Raw genomic sequence first — 24,091 nt, 5'->3', positions numbered from 1 at the left:
TCTATTGTTTTAAAAAAATATTTTATTGGAAATTACAAAAAAATGTGGTGTTGCTCATTCATGTTATTTGTCATGTGTTTCATCATCTCAATCCTATTGAATATCAGTCAGGAAGTATCCAGATTTAGCCAATGTGTTGTACTTTTCAAATGAGCGTAAACGAGGTTAAGTTTCAGCACCTTTGATGCATAGTCGTTGTATACTTAAACCAAGTTTCGACCAAGAGTTTTTCATGCGTCCTTTATATATTACTAGTGGTGAACCTGCTGGCATTGGTCCAGATATTTGTTTGAGTTTGGCAAGTCGTGTTGATGAACGACCAATCGTGGTATTGGCAGACATCAATATGTTGCGTGATCGTGCCAAGATACTTCAACAGAATATTCAAATCATTGAATATATGGGGCAAACAGCATCTTCTGTACAAGGTCAACTTTATGTCGAACATGTTCCTTTATATGAAGATGTGGTCTTAGGTGAACTGAACCCAAATAATGCAGCTTATGTATTAGAACAGTTACGTCGCTCAGCTTATTATGCGATGCAAGGACAGAGTGTTGGTGTGGCAACTGCACCAGTACAAAAGTCTGTGATCAATGATGCAGGTATCCATTTCAGTGGTCATACCGAATATTATCAGGAATTTGCAGGTGTAGAACGTGTGGTGATGATGCTTGCGACCAAAACCTTACGAGTTGCATTGGCAACGACACATTTACCCTTACGTGATGTTGCAGATGCCATTACCAAAACGCGTTTGCATCAAGTCATCGACATCTTGATTCATGATTTAAAAACTAAATTTAAAATTGAGCATCCTCATATTTTAGTCTGCGGTTTAAACCCACATGCTGGTGAGGGTGGATATTTGGGGCATGAAGAAATAGACACCATTAACCCTGTGCTTGAAACTTATAGAGCAGATGGCATCAAAATGAGTTTAAGTCTGCCAGCGGATACTTTATTTACTCCTGAAAATTTAAAAGATGCAGATGCAGTTTTGGCAATGTATCACGATCAGGGTTTACCTGTGTTAAAGGCACAAGGTTTTGGTGAGGCGATCAATATTACTTTAGGTCTGCCATTTATTCGTACTTCGGTTGATCATGGGACTGCACTTTCTCTTGCGGGGACGGGACAGGCAAAAAGTTCAAGTTTGCAGGTTGCGGTAGATTTGGCGCTTGAGTTGGCACGTAATCTATAAATTATTTTATTTCAATAGACCTCTTCAATAGATGAAAGCTAAAGTCTTGAAAATAATAAAAAGAAGATTCTAACTGAGTAGAAAGGCAATAAAAATATACTCAATGAAGAGGTCGAATCATCATCACTTTATATATTTGAATCATAAGATAATTGATGAGCGGTTTTCATGGTTATAGGTCTAAAAAATGACGTCATACACATACAGTTTTTCAGGATATATCACGATCTAAGTAGACCTGTGTTAAAATATTCAGGCTTAGGTGAAGCATTTAATCGGCGTTTTGGCATCATTTATGCCATATTTTCAGAAATTTTAGTTTGAATTTAATCGCTCATTCTTCACTATTTTTTATCACTACTCTCATGTTGGAAATGTTTTATGTATCAAATTAATGCCTTAAACCCCAAAGACGAAGGGCATCACACGCGTAAGCGTTTTGGACAAAACTTTTTACATGACCAACGTGTGATTGCCAAAATTGTACGTTCTGTTGCACCTCGTTCAGGTGACAATATCGTTGAAATTGGACCAGGTCTGGCTGCACTGACTTCACCATTGATTGGTGAGTGTGAGGCTTTAACCGTGGTTGAGTTAGACCGTGATTTGGCGGCAGGTTTACCTGGACGTGTACCACATCCTGAGCGTTTGACGATTATTGAAACAGATGCTTTAAAATATGATTTTACTGAACTTTTTCAGGAAAATCGTCCTTTACGTGTGGTCGGAAATTTACCTTATAATATTTCTACACCGTTACTTTTTCACCTCTTGGAATTTGGTGACAAAGTTAAAGACATGCACTTTATGCTGCAAAAAGAAGTGGTGGATCGTATTACTGCATCACCGAATACTAAGGAATATGGTCGTCTATCTGTAATGATTCAATATTTCTGTAAGCCAACATTTTTATTTGAAGTACCTCCTGGTTCATTTAATCCACCGCCAAAAGTCACCTCTGCGGTGTTCCGTTTGGAACCTTATGCGACTAAACCGATTGTTGCTAAAAATGAAAAAGCTTTAGCACGTCTGGTTTCACATGTCTTTACTCAGCGCCGTAAAACTTTACGTAATAGCTTAAAAGGCATGTTGGCAGAAGATGGTTTTGAAAATGCAGGTGTAGACCCAATGGCACGTCCTGAAACCTTAACTTTGGCGCAATTTGTCGCATTGTCAGATCAAATGGTGGCTTAACTGATGACCCGTGCAACTCGATATAACTATGTGATTGGTGATGTTCAGGGCTGTTTTGAAGCCTTAAAAGCCTTACTGAAAGAGATTCAGTTTGATTCAGATCAGGACTTTATCTGGTTTGCAGGTGATTTGGTTGCACGTGGTGAAAACTCAGTTGGTGCGATCCGTTTCATCAAAAAACTTTGTGAACGTGGGGCGGCTGCCACGGTTTTGGGCAACCATGACCTGAACTTATTGGCGGTTGCACGTGGCATTAAAAAACTCAAGGATAAAGACCGCATAGATGATGTGATTCATGCACTTGAAAGTGATGACTTAATAGAATGGTTACGTCGACAACCGCTATGTTTATTCCCCAATGAGCAGACCGTTCTAACTCATGCAGGTATTCCTGCGATTTGGGATGTAGCACAAACGGCAAAACTCGCTCAAGAAGTTGAAGCTGTATTGGCAAATGATGATTTTGAGATACTCGATACATTCCTAAAAAAAATGTATGGTTCAGAACCAGATCTTTGGTCAGATGATTTACAAGGCAATGCACGTTTACGTTGCATTACCAATTATTTGACGCGTATGCGTTTGGCTGATGCTGAGGGGCGTTTAGAATTTTCTTTTAAAGATGCCCTGGACGAACCAATGCCTGAAGGTTTTCAGCCATGGTTTGAGTATCCATCTAAAGCGGCACACACTCATCAAGTTGTGTTTGGACATTGGGCTGCGTTACAAGGCAAAACAATTAACCCACATATTCAAAATGTTGATGGTGGCTGTGTATGGGGACATCAATTATTGGCTTATCGTTTAGAAGATCAAACGATGTTTAAGGTTGATAATCCTGTACCTTCGGATTTTTAAGTCTTTATTATTTAAAAAGATCTATACGCTGTTGATGTCAGTCAATTCAGTCCAATGATGCGATAAATTTGTAAAAATCTCCCTCCTTTGATGAAGGAGGGGCAAATGATTTAAAACATCTTGTGGATTATTTTACAATTTATTATTGATGTTGGTTTGATCTTGGGCATTATTCAAGACGAATCCATGTCTGGCTGCGTCCTAATGCAGAAGCACCAATATATCCTCTAAGTCTTAACATTTTGCCATTTTGGTTAAGTTTTGCTTTGAGTTGATAGATTTTACCTGTTGCAGGATCAAGGATTTGCCCCTGATCATAATCTTTGTCTTTGATGAATTTTAGACCTGTAATAATATTCATCCCAAGAATGGGTTTATTTGTATATGGTGCTGGGCAGTCAGTACATAGTTGTTTTGGCGTATATCCCGGTCTAGGATTGATTTTAACAATGGTGCCTGTATACAGATTATTACTGTCTTTTTTTAATAAAATCTGAGCTTTATTTTCCCCTGATTTGTCATCAATTTGTTGCCATAGACCAGAGATATCTTGTGCAAATAGGCTAGTATTTGCCCATAATCCGACAAGAACTACTGCTATTTTAGTTTGGATTTTCATCTTATTTTCCCTGCGATAAGATTTGTTATCACGTATCATAGCGAATAAATAAAACATTAAACCAAGCGATGGTCAAGGCTTTGTTTTGAGAGCAGTAGTCGTTTATTTTTAATGCAACTTTTTGTCGGATTTGTTATAAGATATTCATTGTATTAATTTTTAAATAATAAGAACATGATGAATATCAATTGCTTTGTGGTGGCTGAGTTGGGTTGATACGAATCCAAGTTTGGCTGCGTCCAATCATTGAGAAACCATAATAGCCTCGAAGAGTCATTTTCGTTCCATTTTTTGACATTTTGATTTTTGATTTATAGATCCGACCTATTGTAGGGTCTATAATATTGCCATTTTCATATTCATATTCATTGATTGCTTTTAAATTAGTAATGATTTTCATACCCAAAATAGGTTTATTGGTATAAGGTGCAGGACAATTGACACAAAACTCTTTAGGTGGATAACCAATTCGTGGCGTGATTTTGGTAATAGTGCCAGAGTAAGTGCCATTACTTTCTTTATTAATTTCAATTAGTGCTTTAGATGCACCTGTTTGATCATCAATTTGTTGCCATACACCTGTAATATCTCGTGCGAAAATTGTACTACTTAAACAAGTGAAAGCAAATGCTCCAAGCCAAGCTAATATGTTTTTCATAAATATTTTTCTCACTTACATTATAGTTTAATTGTTAAATATGTGTTTGTTAGTGTGACATATTTGTTGTATTTTTATCAAATATTATTCTAATTGTGATTTAATCAACATTTTTTTGTGAAAAATGACATTATTTGTCAGTTTTTTGTTGTAGTATGGTGTAAAAGAGGATTGTGGTGAATCAATCCTTTTTTGAAGTGAATTATTTAATAAAAAGAATAAATGTCGGTAACCAAATGGCAGTAAATACCGCATTAACTGCCATACCAAAAGCAGCATAACGTCCAGCAACAGCACCACGTTGCCAAGCTTGTGCAGTACCAATCGCATGTGCTGCGAGTCCTAAGGCTAAGCCTGATGCACGTTCATCATTGATATTTCTAAGGATGATTGATGAAAATGCAGCACCAATAACACCCGACAAGATGACAATTAAGATCACTAAGGAAATTGGTGAATGTAATAGCGTTGCAATATTAATCGCAATAGGTGTAGTCACTGCACGTGTTGCAAATGCCATGATGGTGGGTTCTGACATATGTAGTAAATACGCCAAACTCATTGGCAGAGCTACCGCACTTATACTCGCAAAAACTAAAATACTGACTACCGATTTGATGGGTAGATCGTCATAGCGCATTGCAGCCAAAGGAATAGCAAGAGCCACGGTAACATAGCCTAATAAATGACTAAAAATCGTATTCATTTGCGTATTGTATTGTTCATAAGGAATTTTAAAGAGCATTAAAATACCAATGACAAAGAACATGCCAATCACTAAAAGTGGTACTTGTGGAAAGCGTTTATTGACAGGTTTAGCTGCCAAATAAGCCACAAGGGTAATGAGGAAGCCTATTAAGACACTAAACATAATTGACTCCCTATAACCATTTTTTTGCCATTTTGGCATAAACCCAAAGCGGAATAAGTGTACTGACAAACATAATGACTAAAAATAATGGAATTTCTTTGCCCATATTGACGAGCATCAATAATGAACCTGCACAAATAGGTAAAAAAGCAAATCCACTTTCTTTCATCAGTTTATTGTTGGTATCAACCAAGCGAGGTGGAATTTTTTTGAATTTACGCCAAATGACCAAGACAATCAAAAGGCTGAGTAAACCTGTTAAATTTCCTAGCTCAGGATGATTGAGTTGCCCCATGATCCATACAGAAGCTTCACGAAAGAAAATAATCATGGCTATGGTGAAGATCCATGCTTGCCAATCAATTTTTTTGAACAAGTTCATGCTATTTTTTAATCAGTTAAATTTATATTTCACGTTTTAACCCATTCAGCGTTTAATTTCAAATTCTTCTAAAGGTCTTTTAAACTGTTGTGCTTTCTCACCGAGGATTTGATCAATCGGTAAATGTGCTTGTTTAATGAGCTGTTCAAGTTTATGTGGTGCCATCGTCACCAATAAATCTAGATTACCTTCGTCGTCATAATTTTCAGATTGAATAACATTTAATGCATAGAGTTGAGTGCGTAATTTTCCATATTCAGGTTTTAGGTGTACTTGGAAACTTTGAATCTGTCCCATTAAGCATTCTTGGACAGCTTTTTTTAATAAATCAAGACCTTGCTTGGAATGTGCAGAAACATAAACTCGACCTGGTCGGTGTGGTTTATCATAAATAATCTTCGCTTCTTCACCTGATTGATCAATTTTATTATAAACACGGAGGGTAGGAACATTGGCACCAATTTCTTTCAGTACACTTTCCACCGCATCAATCTGTTCCATCATGTCTGGACTACTAGAGTCAATCACATGAAGGAGTAATGTTGCCTCTAAGGTTTCTTCTAAAGTCGCTTTAAAGGATTCGACTAAAGAATGAGGAAGATTACGCACAAAACCAACAGTATCAGCAAGAACTAAAGCCCCGATTCCGTCCCAGTTTAAACGGCGTAAGGTTGGGTCAAGTGTGGCAAATAGTTGATCGGCTGCGTAGACTTCTGAGTCTGCCAAAATATTAAATAAAGTCGATTTTCCAGCATTGGTGTAGCCAACCAAAGATACTGTTGGAACAGCCGCTTTTTGACGAGCTGCACGACCTTGTAGACGTGTTTGACGCACTTTTTCGAGCTTATCTTTTAATTGACCCATACGAATACGGAGTAAACGACGGTCTGTTTCAAGTTGTGATTCACCTGGACCACGTAGCCCGATCCCCCCTTTTTGGCGTTCTAAGTGCGTCCATCCACGGACTAAACGTGTAGATAAATGTTCAAGCTGGGCAAGTTCAACTTGTAATTTACCTTCATGAGTACGCGCTCGTTGAGCAAAGATATCTAAGATTAAACCTGTACGGTCTATGACACGGCATTTTAAAATTTTTTCTAAATTACGTTCTTGGGCAGGGGATAAAGCATGGTCAAAAATAACGAGCTCTGCTTCTAAACTCTGGACGTATTCTGCAATTTCTTCAGCTTTACCTGAACCGATAAAAAGTTTTGGATCTGGTTTAATTCGTTGGGCACTAAGATGCTCTAAAATATCAGCACCTGCGGATTTGGCTAATAATCGAAATTCTTCGGTATCAATATCATCTAAAAGTTGAACATTAACGCTGACTAATATGGCACGTTCGCCACCTTGATATCGATCAAAATATTCCACAGATATTTAAACTCTCAAATAAATAGATAAAGCTCCATTCTAATGTAAATTTTTATGAAAAATGTAGTTATTGTCAAAGAATTGCAATAAATATTTTAGAGGTGAGAACAAGGCTGCCGCAGTATAAAATGACATAGCCGAGGAGTTTGTTGAAAGGTATTTTAATGCTAAGGTATTCAGAAATATGGATGTTTTTATGAATTTGCATGTGATCATTATCTCTCTTTTTGCCTATATTCGATTTGATTTATTTTAATCTGGATATATGTATATAAAAAATGCGCTTTAGTTGTCTGATTGTTGTGTTTATATGATCAATGCAACTTTCTGTATATCTGTATACAATGGTAAAGAAGTTTAATTTGATTAATATTTGCTTTAGTGAGCGTCTATGTCTCCACAAAACTCAACACAATCAACTGAAATAATCCCAAAAACTGCGAAGTTAAGCGCATTATCTAAAGTTTTTTTATACTCTAAAAAAGTCGCTTTAGGCACAACGGCTATTTCCCAAGGTTTTTATTTGGTTTTTCGTCATCAACTGTATAAAGACCCAAATAATCCAAAAAATACACGTTATGTACAATATTTTTGTCGCCGCTTGTGTGATGTTTTTAATATTGATGTAAAAATTCATGGCGATATTGCCCGTGAACCTGCTTTATGGGTCAGTAATCATGTGTCATGGTTAGATGTTGCTGTTTTAGGCTCGGCTGCACGAGTATTTTTTTTGGCAAAAGCTGAAATAGAGCATTGGCCTGTACTGGGCAAACTGGCAAAAGGTGGCGGGACGTTATTTATACAACGTGGTTCAGGCGATTCTATTCGTATTCGTGAACAAATTGCTGAGTTTTTAACGCATGATGTCCCTGTTTTGTTTTTCCCTGAAGCCACGACAACGGATGGCAGTAAAGTTAAAAAGGTACATGGTCGCATCTTAGGTGCAGCTTTAGAAGCACAAAAGCCTGTGCAAATTTGTTTGATTTGTTATGTTAATCAAGAGGGCAAGCTTGATACAGTCGCACCATTTATTGGAAATGCGACCTTTGCTGAACATGTGCAAGCTGTTCTTGAAATGCCGAAAGTGACAGCACATTTAAAAACATTGCCTGCGATCTCAGTGGAAGGGCATACTGTAGATACATTAACCAAATTGGTTCAACAAAAAATGCAAGATGGCTTAATGCAATTACAAGCAGAGGTTTTAAAACCGTAAATCTCTAATGGATTTTGTCAGGTGAATAAGGGTTTTATTCACCTGTTTAGTCATTTACATGAAGCCTTCAATAGGCAGCCAAGAAATAAATTTTACCCCTGCTTTTTGCCACCATTTCATTTTTGGTTCTTTACGAATCGTACGGATTTCTGTAGGCGTTGTGCGAATCCAATTGATTTTTTCTTGTGAATCTAAAACCAATTTATAAGCATAGCGCGTAAGATTTTTGTCCATAGTGGTATGTACTGTCTTCGCTAAAGGTTCACTATTTAAAATGACGCCTATTTCAGTATTTAAGTTTGCTGAGCGAGGGTCAAAATTAAAAGAGCCAATAAACACTTGTTTATCATCGAGTGCCATAAGTTTGGCATGCAAACTTGAGCGGCTTAAACCTTTTAGACTAATTTTAGTTTGTTTAGACAATTCTTTGATATTTTCATCGAGTTGATCCTCAGGAATTGCAGGTAAAAATTCGTATAATTCCACGCCATTTTTGAGTAAGTTTTCTCGATATTTAGCATAAAAAGCATGGACTAACGCGACATCATTGGCTTTGAATGAGTTGGTTAATACTCGAACTTGCACGCCACTTTGTGCCAGTTCAATCAGGCGCTCTTCACCTTCTTTTTGGGGAACAAAGTAGGCAGAAACTAAATCTACACTTTGCTCAGGTTTTGCTAAATGCGTTAGCATCTGAAAATTTAAATGTTCTTCTTTTTTTGCTTTAGATTTTATTTTTTCAGGAGAATCTTTAATAACTTCGGCTTTCACCCAATCAAGTTGAATATGTTGATTTAACCAATTTTCAAAATCATTTGAATGCGAACTGAGATTCATATAATTTTGAGTGGTAATTTCTTGATAATGTTCGGTAAGTTGTTGCTTTAAACCTTCATAACGTAATGTATATTTTTGATGGCTCACAATGTCACGTACAGGAAAAGCATAATCATTGTTCCAATATTCATCGAAAGAGTGGTTAATATCTTCAACAGCTTGACCAACTAACATGACATCAACATCAGAAAACTGATAATTATCACTTATATTATAATATTGATTACTCATATTTCGCCCACCAATCAAACTGATTTGTTGATCAGCAGTGAAGGTTTTATTATGCATACGACGATTGATTCGTTTAAGGTCAATCACCATTTCAAAAGGACGAAATGAACGAAAATGATAAGGATTAAATAATTTTACATCAATATTCGCATGTTGATCTAAGGCTAAATAGACCGCTTCCATGTTTTTAGCATTATTATCATCGATTAATAGACGAACTTTAACGCCTCTGTCCGCAGCTTGAATGATTTTATACAGTGCCAATGAGCCGATTTTGTCATTGTCCCAAATATAATATTGTAAATCTAAGGTTTTTTCTGCTTTATCAATCAGATGTATACGTGCTGCTATTGCATCAAAAGGATCATAGAGTATATGGAAACCTGTTAAATCTGGGTTCGCAGTTTTGAGTGGGCTGACAATTTTAGATAATGTGGTTGCTGTAGTGTCGGTATCTTTGGCATAAACAGGATGTGTCATTTGCTGTTTAGGTAAAGTATTACATGCTGGTAAACCGCAAACGATGACGGCAGAAAGTAACAACATTTTTGTATTAAAAATTTTGTGTTTGTTCGCCATTTGGTGGCTTTGTCGTATCGTATTACTGGTTTGCGTCATAATTTAATCTAAGAATTAACAGAGCTAGAGTATAATTGGCAATGTACAAAAGATAAATAAAGCGAATAGGCGTTAATCGCCTTTTGAGATTTAGTATGTTGATGAACAATTCAATCATTTTTTATTTTTACCTATGTTTTATCCTTGTTGCTTTATGGGGAATCGCACAGGCTTGGCTGAGCCAATCACGTACTGAAACCATCCATCCTTTTAAATCCTTTGTGCATTTATTGGCATTTTACCTATCTTATTTATTATTTCCGTTGTTCTTTTTTAGTTTATATGCAGGCTGGGTTCATTATTTCTCTTTGCATCAAAGCATTTTTGTTTTCTTGTTATCGAGTTTATTGATATATGCACGCTTTATTGAACCACATTTGGTTCGTGTAGACTATCAACAATATAAATTAAGTCCTGATCAAGCTTTTCAGCGACCTTTTAAAGTTGCTTTAATTGCAGATTTACATATTGGTTTATTTTCAGGGCACGAGCGCCAGCTAAAAACAATTGTACGTAAAATCAATGAACAAAAACCAGATATAGTCGTGGTTGCTGGTGATTGGACGTATGAACCTGAAAATAAACTCGCTGAAGAATTGGCAGTTTTGAAAGAGATTGAAGCCCCTATTTATTCAGTAAATGGCAATCATGATGAGCAATATCCCGGTCCACCCATTCAAGACTTATTAGCCCATGCTTTGAAAGTGAATAATGTTATGGATATCGAAGGGCAGATGGTTGAGTTTGACGATTTTCGTTTAATTGGGGTGGGGGATTTGTGGGCAGGTAAAACTGATATGCGCAGTATGCCTTTATTACCACAAGATAAACCTTGGCTGATTTTGTCACATAACCCTGATACGGTTGATATGGTGCCGAAGCTACCAACACGTCCTTTAATGCTGGCAGGGCATACGCATGGAGGACAGGTACAATTGCCTTGGCTCACCAGTTATGTCATGAAAAAAGTATCGATTTTGGGGCATAAAAGAGGTTTGTATCAGCATGAAAATGCCGCTGTGTTTGTCAGTGTCGGTACAGGAATGGTGGGTGTACCTTTTCGTTTTTGTGTGCCGCCAACCATTGATATTATTGAGTTGAACTAAGCTAGGCTAAGTTTTCTTGAAAAAATGTTAGGCAGTTCAGTTTGGATCAGGACGTTCAGTATTGACTTGAATAAATCATTTAAAAGCTAAATCATTTTTTATTCATGATCTGAGTTGAAAAAAAATAAAGTAAATAAAAAGCCTGCATAGTTGCAGGCTTTTTATTACTAATCAACGAATTAAATCTGGTTATTTACATCATCATTTTTTGTTTCACGAATTGCTAAGAAGGCAAGTAGTGAAAGAATCGACGCAGCCGTTAAATAATAACCCACCGCATATAAACCATAAGTTGTTGCCAGTTTCGTTGCAATCAATGGCGCAAAAGATGCACCAAAAATACCTGCAAGGTTAAAAGTCAACGCTGAACCTGTGTAACGTACAGAAGTTGGGAAAATTTCAGACAGTACAGTACCAATTGGACCATAGGTTAAACCCATGATGGCAAGACCTGTACATAAAAATAGAAACACAACGAAAGTATTGCCAGATTCCAACATACTTGAAAACACTAAGCCAAATAATGCAGAAACAATACACACACCAATAGATGTTGCTTTACGACCAAATTTTTCTGCAAAAATTGCTGAAAGTGGAATAAAAGCAGCAAAACAAAGTGTCGCAAATAATTGTAGTTCTAAAAATTCTGCACGAGAATAACCGAGTTGAGTTGTACCCCAGTTTAAAGCAAATACAGTTGTTAAGTAGAACACAACAAAGGTACAGATCGCTGCGATTGTCCCAAGAATGAGCATTCCCCAGTGTTTGGTTAACACTTCTTTAAATGGAATATTCACTTCTTTTTGTTTGTTTAAAACTTTTTGGAATGCAGGTGTTTCGTGTAATTTTAAACGAATCCATAAACCGACAATCACCAATGCAGCACTGGCAATAAATGGAATACGCCAGCCCCATTGCATAAACTCAGCTTCAGACATAAAGGCGCCGAGTGTTAAGAATGAACCTGTTGCAAGAATGAACCCAATTGGAGCACCAAGTTGAGGGAACATGCCATACCAAGCACGTTTACCTTCAGGGGCATTTTCAGTTGCTAAAAGTACAGCACCAGACCATTCACCACCTAGACCTAAACCTTGACCTAAGCGACAAAGTGCCAGTAATAAGGGTGCCATGATTCCGATTTGATGATAGGTTGGGAGTAAACCAATACAAACGGTGGAAATCCCCATGGTGAGGAGTGCAGCAACCAGTGTGGCTTTACGCCCGATACGATCACCTAAATGCCCAAATAAAGCTGCACCAATAGGACGAGCAATAAAGGCGATGGCAAAAGTTGCTAAAGATTGAATAGTTGCGGTAGTTGGATCTGTGCTTGCAGGGAAGAACAGATGAGGGAAAATGATGACAGCTGCTGTTGCATAGATATAAAAATCAAAAAATTCGATTGTTGTACCTACGAGACTTGCAAAAAGTACACGTGTTTTTGAATTTGTCTGAACTTCTTCAGTCGCAGTAATATTAGATGACGCCATGGTAGACCTTACACTTTTAAAAGTAAAACTAGTTTCTAAAGCGTAATCTTTTTAAAAAAGGCGTAATTTCTTAAAAAAACAACGGGATCAATCCAAATACACTCGATCAGGGTCGCTGATATGTGAATGTTTAAGGATTAAATAACGTAAAGATAGATTGCAAAGAATTGTAATCCTGCCCCTATCAACACAAATATGTGCCAAATAGCATGCGTATATCTTACTCTTTTTAAGGCATAAAACAATGCGCCAATCGTATAAGCAAGCCCACCAGCGACCAATAATTGAATAGCTCCATTGGTCAGAAAGCGTTGCATATCATCCATTACAAGCACAGCGAGCCATCCCATCACCAAATAAGCGATCAGTGAAATTTTTTGAAAACGATGGATGAAAACTAACTTGAATAGTGTACCAATTGCTGCAATGATCCAAAGGGCAATAAGCAGGTAATGTGCTTTTGCTGTAGGAATGGTAATTGCCAAGAAAGGTGTATACGTTCCAGCAATGAGATAATAAATAGCAGTATGATCTAATTTTTTATACCATTGACGTTTTTTTTCATCGACGGAAAAATGATAAATCGCAGAACTTGAAAATAATAAAACCATGCTTAAGCCATAAACAACTAAGCCAAAAAACTGCCAAAAAGGTAAATAACTACCTTTGACCAACATAAAAATCATCGCAATCGCTGCAAATACTGCACCAATAGCATGACTAATTGCATTAATACGTTCTTCTTGGGGCGCATAGACGTGAATTAGATCTGAATTCATGGTTATAATTTTCTTAAAAATACATTTGTATAATAATGGAGTTTTACCTTTAAAGTAAGAACATTTAAAATGCTAATTTGAATCTATACGAGTTTGTACTATGTCACAGTTGGCTTCGATGTCCGAGCAGGAACAACAATTTATCAATGCTGTACAGCAAGCCATTGAAACACAAGATTTTGATAGACTAATTTTAAGTCAATATAAAGGTGAATTAGCACAATTAGAAAAAATGACTTTTCGCATCATTTCTTTACAAGATCAGTTCATGATGAGTTGTTTATATCGTTATAAAACCCAAGATGTGACCAAAAACTACACCATGGATGAAAGCTTTGCTGTCATTCAACAACTTTTTGCACAATGTAAACAAGCCAATCTATTTAGCACTGAACAAGAAATTCAACTGAAAAAAAATAAGAAAAAAGCATTATTAACTTATAGTAAAACTGCACCTCAAGTGAAGCAACAGGAGCAACAACATGATCGTCAAAAACATCGTTATGTAGATCAGGACAGCTACTTTTTACAGCCTTTAGGCATTACCGACAGCAAAGCACAGCTTATTCCAAGTATGGCAAGAAAATGGAAGCAGATTAATAAATTTGTTGAAATCTTTTCAGGTGCTTTAGATAAAATTGATTATCAAGATCAAGCTTTGCAAGTGGTCGATTTTGGTTCTGGTAAAGGTTATTTAACGTTTGCACTATATGATTATTTAGAAAAAAATCAGATTATTCCTCATGTTACAGGTGTTGAACTCAATCCTAAAATGGTCGAGTTTTGCCAAAAAGTAGCGACACAATCAGCTTTTAAGCATTTAGATTTTTTCCAAGGTGATGTACGTACTTATGCACCTGAAAAACTAGATGTCATGATTGCTCTACATGCTTGTGATGTTGCAACAGATTTTGCGATTCATACAGGAATTCGTTTGAATGCACAAATGATCATGTGCGCACCATGTTGTCATAAAGAGTTGCGCCCACAATTACACAGCCCCAAAGTGCTTGCACCAATGTTGCAGTTTGGCATTCATGCAGGACAACAAGCGGAAATGTTGACAGATACTATTCGCGCGTTATTGCTCAATGCTTATGGTTATGACACCAAAGTTTTTGAATTTGTTGCTTTGGAACATACCAGTAAAAATAAAATGATTTTGGCGACCAAACGTCAGAATTTTACTGTGCCTGATGAACAGGTTTTAGCGCAAATTGCAGCTTTAAAAGACATGTATGGCATTCAAAAACATTCTTTAGAACTCTTGCTCAATGATCAATGGGATCAACAAGGTATTGGTTCTAAGTGTTAATGAGGCGAAAAAAAGATGCTTTGCGTGAAGCATCTTTTTTAAATCAAAGATTTGAAACAGAATTAATTGAAGAAATTGAACGGTAAATAAAAACAGATTTAAGTTAAAGCTGTTTTAAAATATCGAAAATTAAACACAAGGTAAAAAGTTTGATGTCAGATTATGTCATTCGTAGTGGTTCTTGGGCATTGTTAGAAACTGAAGCGAAAATGGTTCGTACAGAGGTTTTTATTAAAGAGCAAAATATTGTGGCAACCGATGAATGGGATCTAGAAGATCAAAAGTCTTTACATTTTATTGTATATGATCAAAATCAAGCCATTGCAACAGCAAGATTACTTGAAAATCATAGTATTGGGCGAGTTGCTGTATTGAATCAATATCGTGGCAAAGGAATAGGGCGAATACTCATGCGCCATATTATGGATGTTGGGCAACAACAAAAAAGACCGTATTTAAAATTATCAGCACAGGTTCATGCGATTGGTTTTTATCAAAGTTTAGCTTTTGAAGTGAAAGGTGAGGAGTATCTCGATTGTGGGATTCCACATGTTGATATGTTTTTTATGAATTGATTGGATGGTTTTAAAATTTGAGTGCCATTTAAAAATTGTAACCTGTTTTTTAAACATGAACAAAGGAGTAGAAAGGTGATAAAAGCCATTATTTTTGATTTAGATCAAACTCTTTTAGACCGAATAGGTTCACTCAAGCGATTTTTAAACTGGCAAATCAATTTTTTGCAACTTGTACCAAATGCTCAAAAACAACAGTTTATACAACGCTTTATTGAGCTTGATGCCAATGGTTCAGTATGGAAAGATGTGGTTTATCAACAGTTAATCATTGAGTTTAAGATCACACAGTTTTCTGTAGCATTTTTATTAGATCTATATTTGCATGATTTTAATCGTTTTTGTTTGGCTTTTGAGGGTGTTGAACACAGTATTCAACAACTGTATCAGGACGGTTATCAACTTGCTTTGGTTTCAAATGGCAGAACACCTTTTCAAGAGCATAACTTTAAGGCTTTAGGATTAAATGAGTATTTTTCAACCATTATTGTGTCTGAGGCGGTAGGCATACGGAAACCAGAAACTGTAATATTTAATTTGGCAAGTCAAAGATTGGGTATACAACCTGAACAATGCATTTTTATTGGTGACCATGAGCAAGCAGATATTTTAGGTGCAAAAAGAGCCAAAATGAAAACGATCTTTTTTAATGAAGATATCAATATAAATTCTAATTATGCTGATGAAAATTTACACCATTTTTCTGATCTTATTGCGATATTGAAAAAGATAAAATGAACAAAAAAGGTTTTATCTTAGTGAACGAGAAGTCTTTTAAGATAAAACCATGATATTTTTTTTAATGAGAATTATGTTCTGAATGTGCCTCTGCATTGCCATGTTGCATATGAGACATTTCACCCGATGCAGCATTTCTTTGCTTTTCTGCTTCAGCGAGTGCTTCTTGTGACATTACAGGTGCATTTTTAAAAGCAGTTTGATTACTCACAGCCTGTTGTTTGCTTGGCATATAGTCTGGTTCATTTTCCATTGCTAAATAAAAAATACCAAGAAATAAAATACTTAGAATAAAGGCAATGAAAAGACCTTTCCAACCTTTTTTTTCATCTGCGATTTTTTGAGACTCAACAGCATTTGACATGGGAGTATTCCAAATTTAAAAAATGAGAATCTATGTAATGTTATAACACAAAATATGAAATTATCCGACGAGTTTTTTAAATAAGACCTTAAAATTATTATGGGTTTCTAAATGCTTTAATTTTAAAAACAAAAAAGAGGTATAAATACCTCTTTTTTAACAACTTAAATAATTAATCAATTTTACCACTTGCTACTTTGTCTTTGAGCAACTGTGGTGCTTTAAAACGTTCGCCATATTTAGCTTCGAGTTCATTGGCACGGGCAAGGGCTTTGTCTAAACCGTATTGATTTAAGAATTGAATTGCACCACCTGTCCATGGCGCAAAACCGATACCGAAAATTGAACCGATATTGGCATCCACCACAGATTCCAATACATTTTCTTCGTAGCAACGTAAAGTATCGAGTGACTGAACAAACAAAATACGGTCAATCATTTCTTGTTCAGAAATATCAACGTCTTTTTTCCAATGGCTTAGACCATCCCAAAGATGTTTTTTACCACCTTCTGGATAATCATAGAAACCTGCGCCTGCCGCCTTACCTTTACGGTTAAACTCATGGATCATGGTTTTTAAGACATCTTCAGAAGGAGAATGTGCTAAGTCTTTGCCTTCCGCTTGGAGTGCCTTACGGGTTTCATTGGTCACATGTTCAGATAACGTCAAAGCAACTTCGTCCTGAATCGCGAGTGGACCAACAGGCATACCTGCTTTAAGTGCCGCCATTTCAATACGTGCAGGATGCACACCTTCAGCTAGCAAACGCAGACCTTCATTGACAAATGTACCGAAGACTCGACTGGTGAAGAAGCCACGGCTATCGTTCACTACGATCGGCGTTTTGCCAATTTGCTGAACGTAATCGTAGGCTTTTGCTAAAGTTTCAGCAGAGGTATTTTGTCCTTTGATGATTTCAACCAAAGGCATTTTGTCGACTGGGCTAAAGAAGTGTAAACCAATGAAGTTTTTATCATCTTTAGACGCTTTTGCCAGACCTGTAATTGGCAATGTCGAGGTATTTGATGCAAATACACCACCATCCGCAAGAAAAGCTTCAGCTTCCTGGGTCACTTTGGCTTTAAGTTCTTGATTTTCAAAAACAGCTTCAATGATCAAATCACAGCCTTGTAGATCGGCTGCATCAGCCGTTGCAGTGATCAGGCTTAAGACTTGGTCACGTTTCTCAGCCGTCATACGACCTTGTGAAACTTTTTTGTCCAAAAGTTTTTGGCTGTATGCTTTGCCTTTTTCTGCATTTTCAACAGAAACGTCTTTGAGTACCACAGCAATGCCTTTGGTCGCCGTTGAGTAAGCAATACCTGCACCCATCATCCCTGCGCCCAATACACCGACTTTGGTGGCTTGCCATTTTGCGACATCTTTCGGACGGCTTGCACCTGCTTTGATGGCATTTAGACCATGCCAGAATGTACCGATCATGTTTTTCGCCACTTGACCTGTTGCAAGATAAGTGAAATAACGTGATTCGATGGTGAGAGCAGTATCGACATCGACCTGAGCACCTTCAACCGCTGCTGCCATGATCGCTTCAGGTGCAGGGTAGCAACCTTTGGTTTTGTCACGCAGCATTGCAGGGGCAATTGCCAGAATCTGTGCCACTGCAGGTGTTTTAGGGTCACCGCCAGGGATTTTATAACCTTTTACATCAAATGGTTGTTGTGATTTTGGATTGGCTTTGACCCATGCGATGGATTTTTCCAGCAACTCATCAAGTGAGTCCGCAGTGTCATGAATCAGACCTAAAGATTTGGCTTTATCGACACCAAACTGTTTGCCTTCCATTAAGAATGGGAATGCATTTTGTAGACCCAACAAACGTACCATACGCACGATGCCGCCACCGCCAGGGAGTAAACCTAAAGTCACTTCAGGCAGACCAAACTTAGACTTCGGATCATTCAATGCAATACGGGCATGACAGCCAAGCGCAATTTCCCAGCCACCGCCAAGCGCTGTGCCGTTGAGTGCTGCAACCACAGGTACACCTAAAGTTTCGATGTAACGTAGTTCTTTTTTCATCAGCTCAACCACAGCCATGAATTCTTTGGCATCTTCAGGACGTGCCTGAATCAAATCATCCAAATCACCGCCTGCAAAGAAGGTTTTTTTCGCTGAACGGAAAATAATGCCTGTGATGCCAGATTCTGCTTTTAATTTTTCAACTGTTTCTGTCAATGCTTTTTGAAAGTCAGCATTCATGGTATTTGCAGATTGGTTTGGAGAGTCTAAAGTTAGAATAACAATGCCGTCCGCATTTTTTTCAAATTGAATTGCGCTCATTCTTATTCTCCTTATACCAACTCAATAATGGTCGCAATACCCATGCCACCACCTACACACAATGTTGCTAAACCACGTTTTTTGCCTTGACGCTCAAGCTCATCGAGCAATGTACCCAAAATCATCGCACCTGTTGCACCCAATGGATGACCCATGGCAATTGAACCACCATTGACATTGACTTTTTCTACAGGAACATTCAGCTCATTGATGAAGCGCATCACCACAGAAGCAAAGGCTTCATTGACTTCAAATAAATCAATATCTTCAATTGTTAAGCCAGCTTTTGCCAATGCCTTACGTGCAGCAGGTGCAGGACCAGTCAACATAATGGTTGGATCTGTTCCCACAAGTGCAGTAGCCAAAACTTTGGCACGTGGTTTTAAACCTTGTTCTTTGACTGCTTTTTCAGAAGCAAGAAGAACAACCGCAGCACCATCGACAATACCTGATGAATTTCCTGCATGATGTACGTGATTGATTTTTTGTGCTTCAGGATATTGCTGTAATGCGACTGCATCAAAGCCCATGCTGCCCATCATTTCAAAGCTTGGATTGAGTTTTGCCAAGCCTTCAGCAGTCGTGGTTGGTTTGATAAATTCGTCTTTATCTAAGATCACCACACCCGCTTTGTCTTTTACCGCTACGATGGACTTGTCAAAATGACCTGCTGCTTGTGCCGCAGCCGCTTTGCGTTGTGAGTTTGCCGCAAATTCATCAACATCGGAACGACTATAGCCATCTAAAGTCGCGATCAAGTCGGCACCAATGCCTTGAGGAACGAAGTTTGACTTTAAGTTGGTTTCAGGATCAAGTGCCCATGGTCCACCATCGGAACCCATTGGAATACGAGACATTGACTCGACACCGCCTGCAACAACCACATCTTCCCAGCCTGAACGGACTTTTTGTGCTGCCATGTTGACTGCTTCAAGACCTGATGCACAGAAACGGTTGATCTGCACACCTGCAACATCATTGTCCCAACCTGCTGCAATTGCGGCAGTTTTAGCAATATCACCGCCTTGGTCAGCGATTGGGGTAACGCATCCCAACACGATATCATCTACTTTTGAAGTATCTAGATTGTGACGGTCTTTTAATTCATTGAGTAATGTTGTGAGCAAAGTAATGGGTTTCACACTGTAGAGTGAACCATCTTTCTTTCCTTTTCCGCGTGGTGTGCGAATGGCATCAATGATATAAGCCTCGCTCATAGCTATTCCTTTTTATGACTTCTAAAATTGTTATGTGTTTTGAGTGTACTTTATAAGCTTGATAGTGCAATGACGAGAACGGGAAAGTCAATTGATAGTTTTGGTCAATTGAATTCAAAGAAAAAATATACAATGAAGCCTGTAGGACATCGTATTCTAATCCTACAAGTGAATTGTTCTGTTCAAAATATTACATGTAATGAGATTTGAATGAGTTTAAAAATTAATTTTAAGGTCTCTGTGAAATGGATGGTATATCTTGTTTAAATAAGTTTATTGGGCGTGCTTTTTATTATTGTTTTTTTATGTTTGGATGATTTACGGTACTCATACTTCTGATGAGGGGCAGAGCAGTTTAGCCTGTGAATATGATCAAAATTTTCAAGTCACTCAGGCTGAAATTACCACCATTCAGAATGGAGAAAAGGTAAGCTTTAAAGCAGCTCCATCATTGTGTGAAAAAGATCAAAATAATTTTAAATAAAATAAAACCTGACTTATATCAGGCTTTATTTGAAAAAATATTATTATGTCAATGATAACCATGCAACTGACGGTATAAACCAGGAGTGACACCTGTCCATTTCTTAAATGCACGGTGGAACGTTGAAGTTTCACTAAAGCCAACTTGTTGAGCAACATCTTCCAAAGTTAAATCAGGATTTAACAATAAATGAATGGCAGCGTCACGGCGTAAAGCATCCTTCACACCTTGATAACTTTTACCTTCAGCCGCTAAACGACGACGTAAGGTTTGCGGTGACAAATACAACATCGATGCTACATCATTTAAAGTTGGCATTTCTTCACCAATTTGGCTCTTTAACACTTCACGAATACGTGAAGTGAGCGAGTTGGTGTTTTTGAATTTGACCAAAAGTTGTGCAGGTGCAGCTTTTAAAAATTCTTCTAATGACGCTTCATCTTGACGAATTGGCAAGTCTAAATAATCCGCAGCAAAGGTAATTTCAGTGCGCGGCATGTCAAATTGCATCACTGGCGCAAAAAATAACGCATCGTATTCATCTGCATGATTTGGACGAGGATAACCAAAATGCACACGTTCTAACGGAATACGACGTTCAATGAGCCATGATGCTAAACCATGCCAAATCATGAGCATACTTTCGGTAATAAAATGATCAGGATCCATTGTTTTTGGTATCAATGGAACTAAACGCGCTTCATGTTTATCGCGTTCAACTGCAACAGACCATTCATCGCCAAATAGCTTATAAAACTGTGAAGAAAGTTCTAAAGCATCACCTAAGGTCTTGGCATGAATGATCAATTGACACATGATGGCAAAAGAACCCAAGCGTCGTGGCTGAATATCAAAGCCAACATGCTCGTCTTGTGTCACCATCCATAACATTTTGACAAAGCGTGTATATTGCTCTGGTGAAATACGTGCTTTAGGTTGACGGAGTAATTCTGCTTCTATGCCCACGTGTGAAAGTAGGGTGTCAACATCCATTCCTAGGCGTTTTACGCCTGTTAGGGCTGCATTCACGAAATGGATACTAATCGTATCACGACTCATGTTAAATCCTTCAGTCTCTTTGATGTTCACTAAAAATTGACCTAAATGACGCTAAAAAATATTTAATTGGCGATTTACAACACTGTATATCACCTTTTTACATCTTAAATTGCCGAAATGATCAAGGTAAATGGCTGAACATGACATTGTTATGTTAGTTTTATATTTCTAATATGAGATAAAAATCAACCTAAATTTGGTAAAAACTATTATGACAACTGCTTTAAAAGGATTGAAAGTACTCGATTTTTCAACTTTGTTACCTGGACCTTTTGCAACAATGTACCTTGCTGATATGGGTGCAGAAGTGATCCATATTGAATCTCCAACCCGTCCAGATCTGGTACGCTTGTTTCCTCCATATGCCAATGGACAAGCGACTTCACATAGTTATTTAAACCGAAATAAACAGTCTGTTGCTTTGGATTTAAAAGACCCTAAAAATATAGAACTGATCAAACAAAAAATTTCAGACTTCGATATTGTGATTGAACAGTTTAGACCAGGCGTTATGCAACGTCTTGGCTTAGACTATCAAACTTTGGCGGAAATTAATCCTAAATTGATTTATTGCTCAATCACAGGATATGGTCAAACAGGTCGTTATAAAGATAAAGCAGGGCATGACATTAACTATGTTTCTTTGTCAGGAATCGCGGGGCATAGTGGACGTCAAGACAGCGGTCCACCACCCATGGGAATCCAAATCGCGGATGTTGCAGGCGGTTCCTTACATGCAGTGATTGGGATCTTGGCAGCCGTGACAGAGCGATACAGCAGTGGGCAAGGACAATATATTGATATTTCCATGACCGATTGTGTGGTCAGTATGAACAATATGGCTGCGGCTGCAAGTATTGCAGGTGGGCAAAAACAATATGCTGAAAATGAACAATTAAATGGTGGAACATTCTACGATTATTATCGTACTCAGGATGGTCGTTATCTTTCGATTGGTAGCTTAGAACCGCAGTTTATGAGTGGTTTAGCGGCTACTTTAGAATTACCGATTGTTCTGCAAAAAGGTGCATCGTTTGATGCAGAAGACCGTAAAACGGTGAAAGAGGCGATTCAGGAAAAAATTCTCACAAAAACATGGGCAGAATGGAGTGAGATTTTTACTCAACTTGATTTCTGTGTAGAACCTGTACTAAGCCTTGATGAGGCACTCAGTTCGCCATTGGCTCAGGAACGAAACTGGGTGGTCAATGTTCCTCTAAAAGCCAATGCAGAACAAGCAGAACCCCAACTTGCTTGTCCAATTAAGTTTTCTCGCTCACAGATGAGATATGATTATATTGGTCAAGAATTAGGTGAAGGAACGTGGTGATTTAAGTCACAACTGACATTGTCTATTCATAAAAAGCCTGATGATTTGGGCTTTTTTAATGGATTAAATTTGAGTAATTTTCACAAAAAATAAAATGATTTTGAAGCTGTTGAGAAATAAAAAGAGAAAGTTCTGAGAATGATTGTGTATGTCCTTTAAAATGAGTAATAATCAAAATGTAGACTAAAGTCTAAGAATTTTAAAAATGAAGGATTGGGGTGAAATGGATTTAATACAAACGAATGGATTACCTCGTTATGGTCGCTTTAGTCAATTACCTACCTCGATTTCGGTAGAGCGTTATATTTATAAAACACCTTATGGTAAAACCTTAAAAGGTTGGCGTAAGAATCTAAAATATAAGAAATTTAAATTTTGCAGCATTCAACATGAGCATTATAGTATTGGTTTTGCTGTGGTTGATATTGGTTGGGCTGGGCATGGTTTTATCTATATTTATGACCATCACACTCATGAGGTATTGGAGTGGAATTCAAATAATGTTTTAGGGCATCACACCATTGTCGATGAACAACCTTTATATAATCAGAGTTCTTTTAAAAAATCACCTTTTCATATTGAAATACAACACGCAAATGGTGTGCGCTATATCAATATCAGTAAGCATGGTGATGTAAAATTAAAAGCTCGCATTTTTTGTGCTGCAACAGATGCTTTAAGTATGTGTAGTCCGACTGGAATTAATGGTTGGTCATATACACAGAAACTCACCACACTTGGCGTAGAAGGTTTTTTCATTAATAAAAAGCAAGAAACTATACATTTTAATGACAAGACCTTTGCTTCTTTAGATGATACATGTGGCTTTTTAAGACCAGAAACAGCTTGGTTTTGGCTATCCAGTAATTTCTGGGACAGTCAAGGACAGCGAATTGGGTTAAATTTAGCATCAGGTGTGAATGAGAGTTTTGGTAATGAAAATTGCTTATGGATAAATGGCATTTTATTTTCATTAGCAGATGTCTTGTTTGAAAAACAATCAGAACAACACTGGACGATTCGTTCTTTAGATGACAAATTAAAACTTCAAGTTGAAACAGGTTGGCGCCGTTTTGAAAATTTAAATTTACGTTTAGTGGGTAGTCAATTTAGTCAGTGGCAGTCAAAAGTGAGTGGTACGATCCAAACTGAAACAGGTGAAATTATTGTTTTAAAAAATGAATATGCTCTTTTAGAACAGCATTATGCAAAATGGTAAAATATTTTGCTTAATAGTTCTGCTCAATAATTTTACTCAATA

General features: G+C 37.4%; 22 protein-coding genes. 10 read left to right on the top strand and 12 right to left on the bottom strand.

Translation table 11 applies throughout. The annotated features are described in order from the left end of the window. Positions 1-232: 232 nt before the first annotated feature. The 3 genes from pdxA (at position 233) to HX005_RS17145 (ending at position 3,256) form a co-directional block, all read left to right on the top strand. Positions 233-1,204 carry a 4-hydroxythreonine-4-phosphate dehydrogenase PdxA gene (gene pdxA / locus HX005_RS17155; RefSeq protein ID WP_286378285.1) on the top strand — a complete coding sequence of 324 codons (972 nt, stop codon included), beginning with the start codon at positions 233-235 and terminating at the stop codon, positions 1,202-1,204. A 381-nt stretch (positions 1,205-1,585) separates the two neighbouring features. Beyond that, positions 1,586-2,398 carry a 16S rRNA (adenine(1518)-N(6)/adenine(1519)-N(6))-dimethyltransferase RsmA gene (rsmA, locus tag HX005_RS17150; RefSeq protein WP_107008116.1) on the top strand — a complete coding sequence of 271 codons (813 nt, stop codon included), beginning with the start codon at positions 1,586-1,588 and terminating at the stop codon, positions 2,396-2,398. 3 nt (positions 2,399-2,401) lie between these two features. Then, the gene (locus HX005_RS17145; RefSeq protein ID WP_286378284.1) at positions 2,402-3,256 is read left to right on the top strand and encodes a symmetrical bis(5'-nucleosyl)-tetraphosphatase; all 855 of its coding nucleotides are present in this window, start codon (positions 2,402-2,404) and stop codon (positions 3,254-3,256) included. A 169-nt stretch (positions 3,257-3,425) separates the two neighbouring features. On the opposite strand, the gene HX005_RS17140 is transcribed toward HX005_RS17145, so the two are convergent. The 5 genes from HX005_RS17140 to hflX form a co-directional block, all read right to left on the bottom strand. Continuing rightward, positions 3,426-3,875: a DUF2147 domain-containing protein gene (locus HX005_RS17140; protein ID WP_286378283.1), complete on the bottom strand. Its 450-nt coding sequence runs from the start codon at positions 3,873-3,875 to the stop codon at positions 3,426-3,428. Between the two features lie 184 nt (positions 3,876-4,059). Further along, positions 4,060-4,533 carry a DUF2147 domain-containing protein gene (locus HX005_RS17135; protein WP_286378282.1) on the bottom strand — a complete coding sequence of 158 codons (474 nt, stop codon included), beginning with the start codon at positions 4,531-4,533 and terminating at the stop codon, positions 4,060-4,062. Positions 4,534-4,735: 202 nt separating this feature from the next. Next, positions 4,736-5,404 carry an LrgB family protein gene (locus HX005_RS17130; protein WP_286378281.1) on the bottom strand — a complete coding sequence of 223 codons (669 nt, stop codon included), beginning with the start codon at positions 5,402-5,404 and terminating at the stop codon, positions 4,736-4,738. 10 nt (positions 5,405-5,414) lie between these two features. Next, positions 5,415-5,786, bottom strand: a complete 372-nt coding sequence (locus HX005_RS17125; RefSeq protein ID WP_107008120.1) for a hypothetical protein — start codon at positions 5,784-5,786, stop codon at positions 5,415-5,417. Between the two features lie 45 nt (positions 5,787-5,831). Beyond that, complete coding sequence (gene hflX, locus HX005_RS17120) at positions 5,832-7,163, bottom strand: ribosome rescue GTPase HflX (RefSeq protein ID WP_286378280.1); 1,332 nt, start codon at positions 7,161-7,163, stop codon at positions 5,832-5,834. A gap of 391 nt (positions 7,164-7,554) precedes the next feature. On the opposite strand from hflX, the gene HX005_RS17115 reads away from it, so the two are divergent. Further along, positions 7,555-8,379: a lysophospholipid acyltransferase family protein gene (locus HX005_RS17115; protein WP_107008122.1), complete on the top strand. Its 825-nt coding sequence runs from the start codon at positions 7,555-7,557 to the stop codon at positions 8,377-8,379. 54 nt (positions 8,380-8,433) lie between these two features. Here HX005_RS17115 and HX005_RS17110 read toward each other — a convergent pair whose 3' ends face one another. Next, a complete protein-coding gene (locus HX005_RS17110) occupies positions 8,434-10,065 on the bottom strand; it encodes a phospholipase D family protein (protein ID WP_502872768.1) in 1,632 nt (543 codons plus the stop codon). Positions 10,066-10,160: 95 nt separating this feature from the next. Between HX005_RS17110 and HX005_RS17105 the strand changes: the two genes are divergently transcribed. After that, positions 10,161-11,171, top strand: a complete 1,011-nt coding sequence (locus tag HX005_RS17105) for a metallophosphoesterase (protein WP_107008124.1) — start codon at positions 10,161-10,163, stop codon at positions 11,169-11,171. Positions 11,172-11,350: 179 nt separating this feature from the next. On the opposite strand, the gene HX005_RS17100 is transcribed toward HX005_RS17105, so the two are convergent. Both HX005_RS17100 and trhA read right to left on the bottom strand, forming a co-directional pair. Beyond that, on the bottom strand, positions 11,351-12,664 hold the full coding sequence (locus HX005_RS17100; RefSeq protein ID WP_286378279.1) for an MFS transporter: 1,314 nt from the start codon (positions 12,662-12,664) through the stop codon (positions 11,351-11,353). Positions 12,665-12,801: 137 nt separating this feature from the next. Continuing rightward, positions 12,802-13,443 carry a PAQR family membrane homeostasis protein TrhA gene (gene trhA, locus HX005_RS17095; protein WP_286378278.1) on the bottom strand — a complete coding sequence of 214 codons (642 nt, stop codon included), beginning with the start codon at positions 13,441-13,443 and terminating at the stop codon, positions 12,802-12,804. Between the two features lie 100 nt (positions 13,444-13,543). On the opposite strand from trhA, the gene HX005_RS17090 reads away from it, so the two are divergent. The 3 genes from HX005_RS17090 (at position 13,544) to HX005_RS17080 (ending at position 16,071) form a co-directional block, all read left to right on the top strand. Then, positions 13,544-14,758, top strand: coding sequence for a class I SAM-dependent methyltransferase (locus HX005_RS17090; RefSeq protein WP_286378277.1), 1,215 nt, complete (start codon positions 13,544-13,546; stop codon positions 14,756-14,758). A 152-nt stretch (positions 14,759-14,910) separates the two neighbouring features. Continuing rightward, positions 14,911-15,333: a GNAT family N-acetyltransferase gene (locus HX005_RS17085; RefSeq protein ID WP_286378276.1), complete on the top strand. Its 423-nt coding sequence runs from the start codon at positions 14,911-14,913 to the stop codon at positions 15,331-15,333. A 75-nt stretch (positions 15,334-15,408) separates the two neighbouring features. Further along, complete coding sequence (locus HX005_RS17080; protein WP_286378275.1) at positions 15,409-16,071, top strand: HAD family hydrolase; 663 nt, start codon at positions 15,409-15,411, stop codon at positions 16,069-16,071. Between the two features lie 61 nt (positions 16,072-16,132). Here the strand turns inward: HX005_RS17080 and HX005_RS17075 are convergent, their stop codons facing one another. From HX005_RS17075 to HX005_RS17060, 4 genes are all read right to left on the bottom strand, one after another. Then, entirely contained in the window at positions 16,133-16,435 is a 303-nt protein-coding gene (locus HX005_RS17075) for a hypothetical protein (RefSeq protein WP_286378274.1), read from the bottom strand. 172 nt (positions 16,436-16,607) lie between these two features. Beyond that, positions 16,608-18,740, bottom strand: coding sequence for a 3-hydroxyacyl-CoA dehydrogenase NAD-binding domain-containing protein (locus HX005_RS17070; RefSeq protein WP_286378273.1), 2,133 nt, complete (start codon positions 18,738-18,740; stop codon positions 16,608-16,610). 11 nt (positions 18,741-18,751) lie between these two features. Continuing rightward, a complete protein-coding gene (locus tag HX005_RS17065) occupies positions 18,752-19,957 on the bottom strand; it encodes an acetyl-CoA C-acetyltransferase (RefSeq protein WP_286378272.1) in 1,206 nt (401 codons plus the stop codon). Between the two features lie 532 nt (positions 19,958-20,489). Further along, positions 20,490-21,500, bottom strand: coding sequence for an AraC family transcriptional regulator (locus tag HX005_RS17060; protein WP_004724010.1), 1,011 nt, complete (start codon positions 21,498-21,500; stop codon positions 20,490-20,492). A 211-nt stretch (positions 21,501-21,711) separates the two neighbouring features. Between HX005_RS17060 and HX005_RS17055 the strand changes: the two genes are divergently transcribed. Both HX005_RS17055 and HX005_RS17050 read left to right on the top strand, forming a co-directional pair. Further along, positions 21,712-22,830: a CaiB/BaiF CoA transferase family protein gene (locus HX005_RS17055; protein ID WP_286378271.1), complete on the top strand. Its 1,119-nt coding sequence runs from the start codon at positions 21,712-21,714 to the stop codon at positions 22,828-22,830. Between the two features lie 223 nt (positions 22,831-23,053). Next, positions 23,054-24,049, top strand: coding sequence for a DUF2804 domain-containing protein (locus HX005_RS17050; protein ID WP_286378270.1), 996 nt, complete (start codon positions 23,054-23,056; stop codon positions 24,047-24,049). Positions 24,050-24,091 lie beyond the last annotated feature (42 nt).

Source organism: Acinetobacter sp. R933-2 (assembly GCF_030325485.1).
GTDB lineage: Bacteria > Pseudomonadota > Gammaproteobacteria > Pseudomonadales > Moraxellaceae > Acinetobacter > Acinetobacter sichuanensis.
Note: the sequence above shows the minus strand (reverse complement) of the source record. Positions and strands in the feature narration are given on the sequence as shown.

Coding starts and splice junctions, on each gene's coding strand:
- pdxA (WP_286378285.1), top strand. CDS start 233: ATGCGTCCTTTATATATTACTAGTGGTGAACCTGCTGGCATTGGTCCA.
- rsmA (WP_107008116.1), top strand. CDS start 1,586: ATGTATCAAATTAATGCCTTAAACCCCAAAGACGAAGGGCATCACACG.
- HX005_RS17145 (WP_286378284.1), top strand. CDS start 2,402: ATGACCCGTGCAACTCGATATAACTATGTGATTGGTGATGTTCAGGGC.
- HX005_RS17140 (WP_286378283.1), bottom strand. CDS start 3,875: ATGAAAATCCAAACTAAAATAGCAGTAGTTCTTGTCGGATTATGGGCA.
- HX005_RS17135 (WP_286378282.1), bottom strand. CDS start 4,533: ATGAAAAACATATTAGCTTGGCTTGGAGCATTTGCTTTCACTTGTTTA.
- HX005_RS17130 (WP_286378281.1), bottom strand. CDS start 5,404: ATGTTTAGTGTCTTAATAGGCTTCCTCATTACCCTTGTGGCTTATTTG.
- HX005_RS17125 (WP_107008120.1), bottom strand. CDS start 5,786: ATGAACTTGTTCAAAAAAATTGATTGGCAAGCATGGATCTTCACCATA.
- HX005_RS17115 (WP_107008122.1), top strand. CDS start 7,555: ATGTCTCCACAAAACTCAACACAATCAACTGAAATAATCCCAAAAACT.
- HX005_RS17110 (WP_502872768.1), bottom strand. CDS start 10,065: ATGACGCAAACCAGTAATACGATACGACAAAGCCACCAAATGGCGAAC.
- HX005_RS17105 (WP_107008124.1), top strand. CDS start 10,161: ATGTTGATGAACAATTCAATCATTTTTTATTTTTACCTATGTTTTATC.
- HX005_RS17100 (WP_286378279.1), bottom strand. CDS start 12,664: ATGGCGTCATCTAATATTACTGCGACTGAAGAAGTTCAGACAAATTCA.
- trhA (WP_286378278.1), bottom strand. CDS start 13,443: ATGAATTCAGATCTAATTCACGTCTATGCGCCCCAAGAAGAACGTATT.
- HX005_RS17090 (WP_286378277.1), top strand. CDS start 13,544: ATGTCACAGTTGGCTTCGATGTCCGAGCAGGAACAACAATTTATCAAT.
- HX005_RS17085 (WP_286378276.1), top strand. CDS start 14,911: ATGTCAGATTATGTCATTCGTAGTGGTTCTTGGGCATTGTTAGAAACT.
- HX005_RS17075 (WP_286378274.1), bottom strand. CDS start 16,435: ATGTCAAATGCTGTTGAGTCTCAAAAAATCGCAGATGAAAAAAAAGGT.
- HX005_RS17070 (WP_286378273.1), bottom strand. CDS start 18,740: ATGAGCGCAATTCAATTTGAAAAAAATGCGGACGGCATTGTTATTCTA.
- HX005_RS17065 (WP_286378272.1), bottom strand. CDS start 19,957: ATGAGCGAGGCTTATATCATTGATGCCATTCGCACACCACGCGGAAAA.
- HX005_RS17060 (WP_004724010.1), bottom strand. CDS start 21,500: ATGAGTCGTGATACGATTAGTATCCATTTCGTGAATGCAGCCCTAACA.
- HX005_RS17055 (WP_286378271.1), top strand. CDS start 21,712: ATGACAACTGCTTTAAAAGGATTGAAAGTACTCGATTTTTCAACTTTG.
- HX005_RS17050 (WP_286378270.1), top strand. CDS start 23,054: ATGGATTTAATACAAACGAATGGATTACCTCGTTATGGTCGCTTTAGT.